At 60.0% G+C, this 13128-nt stretch carries 13 protein-coding genes (1 of these 13 only partly in view); 11 read left to right on the forward strand and 2 right to left on the reverse strand.

The annotated features are described in order from the left end of the window. Together J3A65_RS00035 and J3A65_RS00040 are read right to left on the reverse strand one after the other, a co-directional pair. Positions 1–590: the start of an LLM class flavin-dependent oxidoreductase gene (locus J3A65_RS00035; protein WP_113165144.1), read on the reverse strand. The gene continues 760 nt to the left of window position 1, outside the view; 590 of the gene's 1350 nt are visible here — the first part of the coding sequence; it begins with the start codon at positions 588–590; its stop codon lies beyond the left edge, outside the window. Positions 591–801: 211 nt separating this feature from the next. Beyond that, a complete protein-coding gene (locus J3A65_RS00040) occupies positions 802–1905 on the reverse strand; it encodes an aldo/keto reductase (protein ID WP_209898211.1) in 1104 nt (367 codons plus the stop codon). Between the two features lie 98 nt (positions 1906–2003). Here J3A65_RS00040 and J3A65_RS00045 point away from each other — a divergent pair, with 98 nt between their 5' ends. The 11 genes from J3A65_RS00045 (at position 2004) to J3A65_RS00095 (ending at position 12937) form a co-directional block, all read left to right on the forward strand. Then, positions 2004–2894: a LysR family transcriptional regulator gene (locus J3A65_RS00045; RefSeq protein ID WP_209898216.1), complete on the forward strand. Its 891-nt coding sequence runs from the start codon at positions 2004–2006 to the stop codon at positions 2892–2894. A gap of 91 nt (positions 2895–2985) precedes the next feature. Further along, positions 2986–3774: a potassium channel family protein gene (locus J3A65_RS00050; protein WP_062463298.1), complete on the forward strand. Its 789-nt coding sequence runs from the start codon at positions 2986–2988 to the stop codon at positions 3772–3774. Positions 3775–3935: 161 nt separating this feature from the next. Then, complete coding sequence (locus tag J3A65_RS00055; protein WP_209898218.1) at positions 3936–5081, forward strand: ABC transporter ATP-binding protein; 1146 nt, start codon at positions 3936–3938, stop codon at positions 5079–5081. A 2-nt stretch (positions 5082–5083) separates the two neighbouring features. Further along, positions 5084–6004, forward strand: a complete 921-nt coding sequence (locus J3A65_RS00060) for a sugar ABC transporter permease (protein WP_209898222.1) — start codon at positions 5084–5086, stop codon at positions 6002–6004. Beyond that, entirely contained in the window at positions 6004–6825 is an 822-nt protein-coding gene (locus J3A65_RS00065; protein WP_209898225.1) for a carbohydrate ABC transporter permease, read from the forward strand. The genes J3A65_RS00060 and J3A65_RS00065 overlap by 1 nt, the downstream gene beginning before the upstream one ends. A gap of 59 nt (positions 6826–6884) precedes the next feature. After that, positions 6885–8177: an ABC transporter substrate-binding protein gene (locus J3A65_RS00070; protein WP_209898227.1), complete on the forward strand. Its 1293-nt coding sequence runs from the start codon at positions 6885–6887 to the stop codon at positions 8175–8177. A gap of 66 nt (positions 8178–8243) precedes the next feature. Beyond that, positions 8244–9044, forward strand: coding sequence for a phosphodiesterase (locus J3A65_RS00075; RefSeq protein WP_209898230.1), 801 nt, complete (start codon positions 8244–8246; stop codon positions 9042–9044). A 239-nt stretch (positions 9045–9283) separates the two neighbouring features. Then, the gene (locus tag J3A65_RS00080; protein WP_244508887.1) at positions 9284–10288 is read left to right on the forward strand and encodes a TRAP transporter substrate-binding protein; all 1005 of its coding nucleotides are present in this window, start codon (positions 9284–9286) and stop codon (positions 10286–10288) included. Between the two features lie 90 nt (positions 10289–10378). After that, positions 10379–10888: a TRAP transporter small permease gene (locus J3A65_RS00085; RefSeq protein ID WP_062459070.1), complete on the forward strand. Its 510-nt coding sequence runs from the start codon at positions 10379–10381 to the stop codon at positions 10886–10888. Positions 10889–10890: 2 nt separating this feature from the next. Continuing rightward, positions 10891–12177 (forward strand): TRAP transporter large permease, encoded by a 1287-nt coding sequence (locus tag J3A65_RS00090; RefSeq protein WP_244476187.1) that lies wholly within the window; start codon positions 10891–10893, stop codon positions 12175–12177. Positions 12178–12328: 151 nt separating this feature from the next. After that, positions 12329–12937 (forward strand): J domain-containing protein, encoded by a 609-nt coding sequence (locus tag J3A65_RS00095; RefSeq protein ID WP_113110025.1) that lies wholly within the window; start codon positions 12329–12331, stop codon positions 12935–12937. Positions 12938–13128 lie beyond the last annotated feature (191 nt).

Consider the following 13128-nt stretch of genomic DNA (forward strand, 5'->3'; position numbering starts at 1 on the left):
TGGTTGAGCGTATGCAGCTTATCCTTGTCATAATAGATCCCGGTCTCGCGATCGAGCTTGAGCGCGTCCGCCTCGAAACTGTCCCACAAACCGAAAACGACATCGACGAATTCCGCACCCCGCTCGTAGCGCAGGGCGTGGGGATCGAGTCCGTCGCGGTTGAAGTTATAGCCCGTCTCGTTGTGATCTGATGTCACGACATTCCAGCAGGCGCGGCCGCCGCTCAAATGATCGATCGAGGCAAAGATGCGCGCGACGTTGTAGGGTTCGTAATAACTGGTCGAAACGGTCGCGACCAGACCGAGCTTTTCGGTGGAAACCGCGAGCGCCGAGAGAAGCGAAAGCGGCTCGAAACGGTTCATCTTGGTCGGCTGTCGCGCCAGCGCTGCTGGATCGCCGACAGCGGCCGCGGGAGAGTCCGCCATGAACATGAAATCGAACTTGGCCGCCTCGGACTGTTTCGCGACGTTGAGGAGATGGGCGAAATCATTGGCGCCGTTCACATCGCTATCAGGATGCAGCCATGAAGCGGGATGAAAGCCGAAGGTATAGACGAATGTGCCAAGCTTGAGTTTGTCGCGACGCGCCATGCTGTTATTTCGAACTCCCGATTGATGCCGATCGGTGCGCGGTATCGATCCGCTCTGCGCACACTTGCCCGAAGCTTAGCAGCAGCCTCCCGGTCGGCAAGAACCGACCGGTTGTTTTCGCGCAAATACCGCACGCAATCTGAGGGCAAGGGGATCAGCCCGCTCGATATCCCGGCCGACAACGGTAAAACATCGGCAAGGGTCCTGCCCGTCAGGACGGTGCGAAGGGTTGAACCGCCTGACCGCCGAACAATGTTTCCCGTGGGATTTGGAAGATGAAATACGGATTGAGGAGCGGCAGCATCGTTGCCTGTTCCAGCCGTTGCAAATGATCATCACTCAGTGTGATCCCGAGCGACGCGACGTTCTCCGTGAGTTGGGCGACTCGGCTCGCACCGATCAGAACCGAGGACACGCCAGGTCGGTTCACCACCCATGCAAGGGCAACTTGCGCCGGGGAACGGCCGATCTCGTCTGCGACCGTCTTCACGACATCGACCACGTCGAAGTTGCGCTCGGTAAACAACATGCCCCCAAACGGATTGTCCCCGTTCAACCGGCCGTCGCTGTCTCCCTCGCTCGTCGGTGCACCGCTATCGGGCATCGCTGTGGCGCGCCCCGCATCGGCAATCTTGTCGCGACCATACTTGCCGGACAGCAAGCCGGCAGCGAGCGGGCTCCATGGAACGAGCCCCAAGCCGAACTCGGCACCTGCCGGGATAACATCGAGCTCGACGCCTCTGTCGATGAGCGAATAACTGTACTGCAGGCCGATCGGCTTCGGAAGGCCGTGCGCTTCCGCAAGTGTTGCAATCTTGGCGACATACCAGGCCGGCGTGTTGGAAAAGCCGTAATGCAGGATCTTTCCGGCGTGCACCGCGTCCGCCAGGGTCTGCAGCACCTCCTCGGCGGGCGTCGTACGATCCCAGACATGGATCCAGTACATGTCGATATAATCGGTTTTCATCCGCCGCAGCGAACCCTCCATCCCGAGCCGGATGTTTTTCGCGCCATTCCCACCCCAGAGCGGCGTGCCCCGCGCGCGGGGAAAACCGGACTTGGTGGCGATCACCAGACGATCCCGGTTGCCGTTGTCCTTCATGAACGTGCCGAGCATGGTTTCGCTTTCGCCACCCGAATAGATGTCGGCGGTATCGACGAAGTTGCCGCCGGCGTCGGTATAGGTATCGAACAAATCACGCGACGTCTTTTCACCGGCGCCCCACCGACCGGCGCCGAACGTCATCGTTCCGAGCGCGAGCGGGCTGACGATCAGTCCGGATTTGCCGAGTGTGCGGTAATGCGTGAGATCCATGCGTCTTCTCCATGCTGGTGATGACGAAGAACCTAGCAACACCTGCTCCTGCCGATTAGAGGTTGCGGGCGGCATGAACTTGTGAGCAGCTTGCAGCAATGGAGCGCAACCACCTCAATGATCTCATGGCGTTCGCGACGGTCGCAAGAGAGTGCAGCTTTACCCGTGCGGCCGCGATCCTCGCCATGTCGCCATCGGCACTCAGCCATGCGATGCGCGGGCTGGAAGAAAGGCTGGGCGTTCGGCTTCTGGCGCGCACGACACGCAGCGTGTCTCCGACGGAAGCGGGCGAGCGGCTGCTTCGATCACTGAACCCGGCGCTGACGGAGATAGAAGACGGCCTGCAGGCAATGGCTGAATGGCGCGACAACCCGTCTGGCACAGTGCGGATCACCACCTTTGCCTATGCGGCCAGGATCGTGCTTCTCCCGAAACTGCCGGGTTTCCTGCTTGCAAACCCGGATGTGCGCGTGGAGGTCAACATTGACGACGGTTTGACCGACATCGTCGCGGCTGGTTTCGATGCGGGCATCCGGCTGGGAGAAACGGTCGACAAGGACATGATCGCAGTCAAGATCGGCCCGGACCTGAGGACGGTGGTCGTCGGCACGCCCTCCTATTTCGAGAGATACCCGCCTCCCCTGACACCCTATGATCTCGACCGTCATGCCTGCATCGGTTATCGGCTGAAGACATCGGGCGGACTTCTTCCCTGGGAATTCCAGAGGGGTGACAAGGACATCAAGATCCGCACCCGCGGGCCTCTGGTCGCCAACGACGGCGATCTTCCGGCTGCAGCCGTACGAGCGGGCGCCGGACTTGGTTACATTATGGAGCATGACGTGGCGGAGGATATTGCGTCGGGCAAGCTCATCCAGGTCCTCGCCGACTGGTGCCCAAGATTCCCGGGTTTTCATCTTTATCACCCAAGCCGGCGACAATCCCCGCCGGCGTTGCGGGCGCTGATCGCTGCCTTGAAAACCAGTTGAGCAAGGCCTCCGCAATTTGCTACTGGCGCGGTCAGCAACGTGTTTTTGTGCGTAGGCTTGATGACATCTCCTTTCGATCTATCTGGACCTCATGAAAATTGTCGAAAAAAGAAGCGACCGGATCAAGTTCAGGGACTGCGTGCGGTTGCTCGAGCGCCCTACGGGTCGGAACGCCATCGCCATGCAGGCTGCATTTGCGGTCGTCGATCTGGCGATCCTGGCATTCTTCCTGCTCGGCCCGTATCTTCGGTCCAGCCCGTCCTATCTGATCGTCGATTACATCATCGCAGCCTGGATCGGCTTGGAGCTCATGGTCCGCGCCGTCGCAGCACCGTCACTGCGACACTGGCTCGCAAGGCCGTTGACCTGGATCGATCTCGTCCTCCTGGTGACGCTGCTTTTCCCCGACGCGCTGTTCAACTTTGCTTTTCTTCGCGTCATGCGCCTTTGGGCCATCGGACAAAGCCCGTTGCTGAAGGAGGTTCTGCGGCGTGCGGGCTGCGTGTCGTACCTGGACGTCGTGCGCGCCGTGCTGAACTTCCTGGTGTTCCTGTTTCTGATGACCGGGTTCGTTTACACCACGTTCTTCTACAATCGTGACGGAAGCGAAGGTTTCATCGACGCGCTCTACTTCACGGTGGCAACGGTCACCACGACCGGTTTCGGCGATATCACGCTTCCGGGAACGGTCGGCAAGCTGACATCCGTCTTCACCATGATCATCGGCATCTCGCTGTTCGTCCGGCTGGCGCAGGCGATCGTCAGGCCGCACAAGGTCACGTTTCCCTGCCCGCGCTGCGCTCTGCAACGCCATGACGCAGACGCGGTGCATTGCAAGGCCTGTGGAGAGGTGTTGAACATTCCGGATGAGGGCAGCTGAACGAATGACCGGCGAGGTCTCTAACCGCCGTCGACCCTGAGGGGCAGGCTTAGCACCCAACAGTCCACCTCCCGCCCTCCTCCTCCGTTACATAACCTTCTCAAAACTGTCGCAACACCGTCATGTCGCAGCTGCATAGCCCCTTCGAAAAGGAGCTCAGAATGCAGCCTCAATCGCTTAACATTGCCGGCATCGGGAAAGGCTTCGGGGCCGACGACGTCCTGAAGGGCATCGACCTTTCCATTCGTCCTGGCGAGTTTCTATCGCTCGTGGGCATGTCCGGCTGCGGCAAATCCACGTTGCTCCGGATCATCGCAGGCCTTGAGACCGCGGATCGCGGAACGGTGTCGATCGGCAGCCGCGATGTCACCGATGTGGATCCGTCCGACCGCAATCTGGCAATGGTGTTCCAGTCCTACGCGCTCTATCCTCATATGACCGTGCGCGACAATATCGCGACGCCGCTGCGCATGCGCCGCCTTTCGGTCTGGTCGAGGTTGCCGCTGATCGGGCGCATGATCGCGAATGCCGAAATGCTCCGCGAGATCGATGCTTCGGTAAAGGAAGCAGCCGACGTGCTGCAGATCGGCCATCTGCTCGATCGAAGGCCGGCACAGCTTTCCGGCGGCCAGCGCCAGCGCGTGGCGCTTGCCCGCGCCCTGGTCCGTTCGCCTTCCGCCTTCCTGATGGATGAGCCGCTGTCCAATCTAGACGCGAAACTGCGCGCACATATGCGTGGCGAACTGACCAACCTGCACAGCCGCCTTGGCGCCACCTTCATCTATGTCACCCATGACCAGATCGAAGCGATGACCATGTCGGACCGCATTGCCCTGATGTCGGAAGGCCGCATCGAGCAGCTCGGCACACCGGACGAACTTTACCGGCGCCCTTCGACCCTGACGGTGGCACGTTTCATCGGAACGCCATCGATCAACCTCCTGCCCGTCGAATTGGACGCATCGGGAGAGATCGTTCTGTTCGGACAAAAGCTCGGTATCACCGCGCGCAACGCATGGCCGGGACCTGCGACACTCGGCATCCGCGCCGAAGATGTCTTTCCCGCAGAAGACGGCATCGAGGCACGCCTAGTACGCACCGAAACTCAGGGCGCAGACCGTTTTGTCACCTTCAATCTCAACTGCGATCCTTCCATTTCCATCGTCATGCGGCAGCGGGTCGGTGACGATCTTGGCGCGGATGCGGATGGAAATGTTCGGCTGGCGTTTTCAAAGGAAGGCGTCCATCTTTTCGGGTCCGACGAGAAGCGCCGCGAGATCACCGTTCACGAACAGGTGCCGGCGTGAGTATGGCGGCTTCAACGGTAGAGGCAATTTCAGAGGCCCGGCCACGCAAATCCTCGACAGCACGCCGCATGGCACGCCGGGGGCTTTTCTTCGTTGCTCCGGCTGTGCTGCTGATGCTCGCCATCTACATCATTCCGATGCTTGTTCTCGCCGTCTTCTCGGTCACGGACTATCAGCTCGGCGCCATGTCCACCAGCTTCGTTGGCCTCGACAACTTTCGCAAGGCGTTCAGCGATCCGGTATTCCTGCGGGCATTGTGGAACACGGTGCTTTACGCGGTCATCGTTATTCCGGCGGGCGTCATCCTGGCGCTCGGGGTGGCGCTTCTCGTCTATAACAGAAAGCGCAGCCGCGCCTTCTGGGAGATCGCCTATTTCCTGCCGGTAACGGCAACGCTCGTGGCGATGGCAACCGTGTTCCAGTTCCTGCTGCACCCCTCGCTCGGGCCGGTCAATGCGGCAATCAAGTGGTTCGGCTTCGAGCCGGTCGGCTTTCTGTCCAACCCGTCGCTGCTCATCCCGACCATGGCGATCATCGGCATCTGGCAGGTGCTGGGCTTCAACATGGTGCTCTTCCTGGCCGGCCTGACCGCGATCCCGAAGGATCTGCATGAGGCCGTCCGGCTCGACGGCGCGAAGAATCCGATCGACCGCTTCCTGACGGTCACATTGCCGATGCTGGGGCCGACGATGATGTTCGTCATCGTCACCACGTCGATATCCGCATTCAAGGTTTTCGAAACCGTCGCGGTTCTGACCAAAGGTCGCTCAGGCTCGGAAGTGCTGCTGTTCGCGCTTTACCTTGAAGGCTTCGAATATTCCAACACCGGCTATGCGGCCGCCCTCACCCTGATTTTTCTTGCCATCGTGCTGGTGCTCTCGATCGGCCAGACGGTGCATATGGACCGGAAGGTACATTACTGATGGCCGCGCTCCGCAGATATTTGCCGCATGTCGTTCTGGCCGCCGGGGCCTTCGTGATGCTGCTGCCGTTCTACTGGATGTTTCTGACCTCCATCCGTTCGCCGGCCGAGATCTTCAGCGTCTCGCTCTGGCCGATCCCGGAGAAATTTGCAGCCGTCGACAACTATTCGCGGGCCGCCAGTCAGGTACCGATGCTCCGCTTCATGCTGAACGGCGTGATCGTCTGCTTCGGCATCCTGATCGTGCAGGTGCTGACTGCCGTGCCTGCAGCCTACGCGCTCGCGAAACTCCGCTTTCCCGGCCGCAAACTGCTGCTGACGCTGGTCATTGCCGCACTCACCGTGCCGATCCAGGCGCTTGCCCTCCCCCTCTTCGTGGGGCTCGCGAAAGCGCAGCTGCTCAACACCTATTTCGCGATGATGATGCCTTTTCTTCTCTCGGTCTTTGCGATCTTCCTCTTCAACCAGTCGTTTCGCAGCTATCCCGACGAGATCATCGAAGCCGCACGCATGGATGGATTTTCGGAACTGGAAATCTGCTTCCGGCTGGTGCTGCGCGGCTCGCTGCCTTCGCTTGCGGCCTTCTCGGTGTTCTCGCTGGTTGCCCACTGGAACGACCTCTACTGGCCGATGATCGTTGTCACCGACACCAATCTGGCGCCGCCGCCGCTCGGCATGCTGTTCTTCGCGGACGTCGAATCCGGAGCGAACTACGGCGCACTCATGGCGGGCGCGACGATCATCACCGCCCCCATGGTTGTCTGCTTTCTTCTTGCCAGAAAACATTTCATCGCCGGCATCACCATGACCGGCGTGAAGTAACTGCTCTAGCCTTACTAGCCTTAGCCTTCCTCCCTCAACCGAACCCTTCGGAGACGACAATGAACATCAAACGACGGACCGCTCTCGGCGGCCTGGCCCTTGGCCTTGCTCTGACGGGATTCTCCGCGCAGAGCTTTGCAGCGGATGTCACCCTCAACATTCTCTACAACCTGCCGGGCTTCACCAAATTTCATCAGCCGCTGGCCGATGAGTTCATGAAGAACAATCCGGACATCAAGATCAACTTCCTGGCGCCGGCGCCTGGCTATAACGATGGCCAGCAGCAGGTGCTTCGCGCAGCCGTCACCGGCAACCTGCCGGACGTCTATTTCTCCGGCTACAATCTGACGGCGGAACTGGTCCATACACTTGCACCGCGCAAGCAGATCACCGATCTCGCGCCGTTCATCGAAAAGGACGGCGGCCAAGCCTTCCTCGACAAGAACTATTCGCCGAAGATGTCAGCGCTGGGCATGGTCGACGGCAAGCAGTACGGCCTGCCGGTCAACGCCTCTTCGCCGATCATCTACGTCAACGCCGAACTGGTCCGTAAGGCCGGCGGCGATCCGGACAACATGCCGAAGACGTTCGACGGCCTGATCCAGCTTGCCAACAAGATCCACGCGCAGGACGCCAAGGTGTCCGGCATGGGCTACGATATCAACCTGTGGCCGGATGACTGGTTGTGGCAGGCGCTCATCACCAATCAGGGCGGCAAGCTGGTTGACGAGACCACCAAGACCGTCGGCTTCGACAACGAGATCGGCCTCAATGCTCTGAAGCTGGCGCGTCGTTTCGTCACCGAAGGCGGCCAGAACCTGCTTGACTGGGACCAGTCGCGTCAGCAGTTCGGTGCAGGCCTGACCGGCTTCATCTTCTCGACGCCTGCCCACGTGCAGACGATCGAAGCGCTGGTCGGTGACCGCTTCAAGCTGGTGACCTCGACCTTCCCGCTGGATAACCCTGAAAAGGGCGGCGTGCCGACCGGCGGAAACTCGGCCGTAATGCTGACCCAGGACAAGGAAAAGCAGGACGCTGCCTGGAAGTATATGAAGTGGGTGACAGGCCCGGAAGCGCAGAACGTCATCGTTCGCATCACCGGTTACCTGCCGACCAACAAACTCGCCACCGGTCCGGAATTCCTCGCGCCCTACTATGCCGAGCATCCGAACGTCAAAACCGCTTCGCTCCAGGCTGAACGCTCGCTGCCATGGGCCGGTTATCCGGGTGGCGATTCCGTTCGCATCTGGCGCACCCAGCGCGACATCATCGGCACCGTCATGCGCGGCGAAGTCACGCCCGAGGCCGGTCTGAAGCAGATCGTCGAGCAGACCAACGCGTTGATGAAGTAATCACTGACCAATGCCTACGGCCGCGGGGAGCCTCTCCGCGGCCTCTTCATTCTTGAGAGAACGACGATGAAAATTCTGCAGATCACCGATACGCACCTGATGCTGTCAGGCCAGTCCGTGAACGGTGTCGACCCCGAGAAACAGTTGCGCGCAGCCGTGGCTGATGTCCTCGAGAAGCACGCCGATGCGGACCTGTTGGTGATGACCGGCGACCTCTGCAATCACGGTGATCCCGAAGCCTATGACATCCTCAAGGATATTCTGGCGCCCGTACCGTTCGAAGTGCGCCTGATGCTCGGCAACCATGACGACCGGCCGAATTTCAGGGCGGCATTCCCTGCCCATCCGCTCGATGCAAACGGATATATCCAGTCCTTCCTCGATACCGAGTTCGGACGGCTTGTCTTTCTCGATAGCCATGAGGCCGCTGTCATCGGTGGCGTCTTCGGCGAAGACCGCATGGCGTTTCTGGACGAGGCGCTCGAAGGTGCCGGCAAGCACCCGGTCACAGTCTTTATCCATCACCCGCCGATCGACTGCGGCATTGCCCATTTCGATCACATCGGCATGCATGACGACGGGCGGATCATGCGCCGGCTTGCCGGCCACAAAGCGGGCATCCGTCATATCGTGTTCGGCCATATCCATGTTCCGATGTCGGGAACGAGCGCCGAGGGCATCGCCTACAGCTCCGGTCAGGCCTGCGCCCATCGATTCGTGACAGACCTTGCCAATCCGATGCCGTTCTGGACGGGCGGCAATCCCTGCTACCGGATTATCAACCTCGATGCACATGGCCTGCGCGCCTATGCCGTCGAAGTGGGCGAGACGGTGACCGGCCAGGCGCCGATCTGCGAAGGACCATGATTTCAGGCAGTCGAGGCGACGTCGTGCGCCTCGACCAAAGCCTGCGTCTTGCAGAGCCTGAAAGCAGGCGATGCGTCTTTTCCACCACAGACATCAGCCGTCGATCAGACTGCAACCGAAATACCCCCGGCGAGGCTCTTCTATCGGCCTTGGATGAACTTGACGTCTATCAGGTTTTCGCGGATGGAGGTCGTCCACATGCGCGGATGAGGACGACGCGCTCTACGGGAGGAAAACACGTGTTTCATGCGTTGAACAGACGGACTTTTGCTGGCGCCGTTGCGGCTGCCACCCTTGCAGCGACCTGGGCAACCGGTGCCTTGGCACAGGCAACCGAGGTGAAGATCGCCTACGCGCTGGCGCGCGATTCCCATTACGGTGCCGCCGCCGATGGCTGGGACAAATACGTTACCGAAACCAGCCAGGGCAAATTCAAGTTCACGCATTTCCCGTCCTCCGCACAGGGTGGCGAGCGCGAAGTCATCGAAGGCCTGCAGCTTGGAACCGGCGTCCAGGCCGTCGTGGTCTCCTCCGGGGCACTTTCCAACTTCGTACCCGAGATTGGCGTCACTGATATTCCGTTCCTGTTTCGCGACCTGACGCATGCGCGCGCCGTGCTGGACGGACCGATCGGTGAAGGCATCCTTGAAAAGTTCCGCGATCGCGAGCTGATCGCCCTTGCCTGGGGCGAGCAGGGCTTTCGCCACATCACCAACAACCGCCAGCCGATCGAAAAGCCGGAGGATCTGGCCGGGCTGAAGATCCGCACCATGGAAAATCCGGTCCATATCGCGGCCTTCAAGACGGCTGGTGCCGCACCGACGCCAATGTCCTGGCCGGAAGTCATTCCAGCCCTGCAGCAGGGCGCGATCGACGGACAGGAAAACCCGCTTTCGGTCATCGTCTCCGCCAAGCTCTGGGAAGTTCAGAAGTATCTGACGGTGTCCGGACACGTCTATTCGCCGGCAATGCTGATCGTGGCGCCATCGTTCTGGGAAAGCCTTTCCGAGGACGAACAGAAGATCTTCGCGGACGGTGCGCTGAAGGGCAAAGAAGCCATGCGCGCCTTTGTCGACGCCTCCGAAAAGAACGGCGTGGAAAAGGCGAAGGCTTCAGGCATGCAGGTCAACGTGCTCAGTGACGAGCAGAAGGCCGCGTTCCAGAAGTCGATCCAGTCCGCCTATGACGGTTACTACAAGACCTATACCAAGGAACTTGTCGACCAGATCATCGCCACGAAATAAGCGCGTCAACACTTCGACGGGCGCCCTCTTCAGGTGGACGCCCGTCAGCGGATCGATCCGAGGGGCGGCGCTTCGAGCGCCGGGGGTGCAATGCAGAAATTCGAACGTATTTTCGTCGATCTCAATCGCTGGCTGCTGATCGCTATACTGTCTGCGATGGCGATCCTGGTGTTTCTCAACGTCTGCCTTCGGTTTCTCACCAATCAGTCGATCACCTGGTCGGACGAAGTTGCCCGCCACCTGATGATCTGGCTGACATTCATCGGAGCCGGCATTACGCTCAGGCACGGTTCGTTGACGGCGATCGACAACGTCCAGATCGCGGTCGGAGATCGCAAAGCCCGCATCCTTCGCATCATCTCGGCGATCATCATGTTCGCGTTCTTCGCGGTCATGATCTGGGCCGGCAAAACCTACGTTGGCCGCACGATGCTGCAGACGACGCCGTCCACGCAGATCCCCTTCGGCTATATCTATCTCGCGATCCCGATCGGCTTCACCCTTTTGACCATCCATCTTCTCCTGGTTCTGCGCACCTACGTCATCGGCGGCATGAGCGCGCTGCAGGGCGAAGACGACCTCCCGCCGGTTGCTGCCTGACCATGATGATTTCCATTCTCTTCGTTTCGTTTTTCATCCTGATGGCCGTCGGCGTGCCGATAGCCTTCACGCTGGCGATTTCGACCTGGCTCGCCGTCATTCTCGGCAGCCGCTATCCGCAGATCGTCGTGATCAAGGAAATGTTCTCCGGCGTCGACAGCTTTCCTCTCCTCGCGGTCCCGTTCTTTATCCTCGCGGCTGAACTGATGACGGGCGGCGCCCTGACGCACCACCTTCTGCGCCTTGCGGCGCAATTTGTCGGCCGCGCTCGAGGCGGGCTTGGCTATGCCAGCATCATTTCGACGACGCTGTTTGCCGGCATTTCCGGCTCGGCGCTCGCGGCAGCGGCCGGACCCGGCGCCATGACAATCCGGATGATGGAAAAAAGCGGTTACGAGAAGCGCTATGCGTCCGCGCTTGCCGCGGCCGTGGCGATCGTCGATCCGATCATCCCGCCGTCGATCACCATGATCATCTATGCCCTGCAGGACAATCGCGTTTCGGTCGGCGGACTGTTCGTTGCGGGTGTGATCCCCGGTCTCCTGATCTCCGCCGCGATGTGCCTCGTGAATTTCTACATTTCCCGCAAGCGCAACTACCGCTCGATGGATCTGCGGCCGACTCTTGCCGAGATGGTAAGGACGACGGTTTACGCGATGCCGGCGGTCGCCCTGATCGTCATCGTCGTCGGCGGCATCCGCGCCGGGTACTTCACCCCGACCGAGGCATCCGTCATCGCGGTGTTCTATTCGCTGTTTTGCGGCATGTTCATCTACCGCTCCCTGCACATGCGGGATCTGCCTGATATCATCTTCCGTTCGGCGATGATCACCGTCGGCATTCTGCTCATCCTTGCTGCCGCACGCGCCTTTGCCTGGGTGCTGATCATTGAAGGCGTGCCGCAATATATGGCGGACCTGATCATATCGTGGAACCTCAGCCCGATCATGTTCCTTCTCGCCGTCAACGTGCTGTTGCTGCTTTTCGGCACATTCATGGATCCGCTTCCCGGCGTCATGATCCTGGTGCCGATCCTGGCGCCGATCGCCTTCAGCCTGGGGATCGATCCGATCCACTTTGCGATGATCGTCATTCTCAACCTGACGATCGGGCTGATTACTCCACCCGTCGGCCAGCTTCTCTATGTCGTGTCGGCCGCGGTCAGGATCAGGGTCAGCGAGATCTCGCGGGAAATGACACCGTTCCTCATCGCCTATGTCGTGATCCTGCTTGTGATCACCTTCATTCCGGCGCTTTCGACCTGGCTGCCCCGTCTCACCGGTTTTTGATCAAGTAACCCCGAGATAGCTGCGGCGATGCTCGGTAACCCAGGCCGGATATCGCCGCCAAAAGCACAGTTGTTTTCCGAAAAACACGGATAAATGTGGAACGCAGGTTCGCCGCTTGCCGAGATCGCAGCTTGCCGCCATATAGACGCGTATGACAGTCGATTCGAAGATATTTGTGGGCCTGAAGTCCATCCGCAAAAAGCCTGCGCCGCAAAGCGACACATCCGGGCCGAGATGCCAGTGGGATGGCTGCGAAAAAAAGGGTTCCCACCGTGCGCCAGTCGGCCAGGGCGGCGAAGGCCTGTATCTTCTGTTCTGTCTCGAGCACATCAAGGATTATAACAAGGGCTATAACTTTTCGCCCGCCCAGTCCGATCCCGTGGTCGCCCGCTACCAGAAGGAAGCGGTCGCTGGCCAGCGCTCAACGATGGGAACCGGTGTCAAGCAGCCAACCGAAATTCCGATGCCGCTGACGACCCGCTCCGGGTCGGCAAAGGCGCTCAACGCGCGAAAGAGCGCGGAGCAGCGTAAGGCGCAAAAGGCGGAACAGCAGGCAAGAAAGCTCAAGGTTCTCGAAGCAAAGGCGTTCGAGACACTCGGACTTCCGCAAGACGCAACGCCCGCGCAGATCAGGCTCCGCTACAAAGAGCGCCTCAAGATGCACCATCCCGATGCAAACCAGGGCAGCCGAACATCGGAAGACGAGCTTCGCGCATCGATCGAGGCGCACAAGATCCTCAAGCTGAACGGCTTCTGCTAAGACTTCGTGCATCGCTATAGTTGCGGGTCTTGCAGTTAAGACTCGGAAGCGTCCGAATGGCGGCAGGTTCTGCGATAGCTTTGTTCTATTGCGTAACCGTTCTGCACTATTGACCAAAAATCATGAGATGAGACACTTTCCTGCATCGTGAAGCTGGGTTCGCCCACCTTGCACGTGTTTTGACCCCGTTG

It is taken from the genome of Rhizobium sp. PvP014, assembly GCF_017876855.1.
Taxonomy (GTDB): Bacteria; Pseudomonadota; Alphaproteobacteria; order Rhizobiales; family Rhizobiaceae; genus Neorhizobium; species Neorhizobium soli.

Bases quoted from the DNA above. Each gene is read 5' to 3' on its own strand.
- J3A65_RS00040 (WP_209898211.1), bottom strand. From the start codon at position 1,905: ATGGATCTCACGCATTACCGCACACTCGGCAAATCCGGACTGATCGTC.
- J3A65_RS00045 (WP_209898216.1), top strand. From the start codon at position 2,004: ATGGAGCGCAACCACCTCAATGATCTCATGGCGTTCGCGACGGTCGCA.
- J3A65_RS00050 (WP_062463298.1), top strand. From the start codon at position 2,986: ATGAAAATTGTCGAAAAAAGAAGCGACCGGATCAAGTTCAGGGACTGC.
- J3A65_RS00055 (WP_209898218.1), top strand. From the start codon at position 3,936: ATGCAGCCTCAATCGCTTAACATTGCCGGCATCGGGAAAGGCTTCGGG.
- J3A65_RS00060 (WP_209898222.1), top strand. From the start codon at position 5,084: ATGGCGGCTTCAACGGTAGAGGCAATTTCAGAGGCCCGGCCACGCAAA.
- J3A65_RS00065 (WP_209898225.1), top strand. From the start codon at position 6,004: ATGGCCGCGCTCCGCAGATATTTGCCGCATGTCGTTCTGGCCGCCGGG.
- J3A65_RS00070 (WP_209898227.1), top strand. From the start codon at position 6,885: ATGAACATCAAACGACGGACCGCTCTCGGCGGCCTGGCCCTTGGCCTT.
- J3A65_RS00075 (WP_209898230.1), top strand. From the start codon at position 8,244: ATGAAAATTCTGCAGATCACCGATACGCACCTGATGCTGTCAGGCCAG.
- J3A65_RS00085 (WP_062459070.1), top strand. From the start codon at position 10,379: ATGCAGAAATTCGAACGTATTTTCGTCGATCTCAATCGCTGGCTGCTG.
- J3A65_RS00090 (WP_244476187.1), top strand. From the start codon at position 10,891: ATGATGATTTCCATTCTCTTCGTTTCGTTTTTCATCCTGATGGCCGTC.
- J3A65_RS00095 (WP_113110025.1), top strand. From the start codon at position 12,329: ATGACAGTCGATTCGAAGATATTTGTGGGCCTGAAGTCCATCCGCAAA.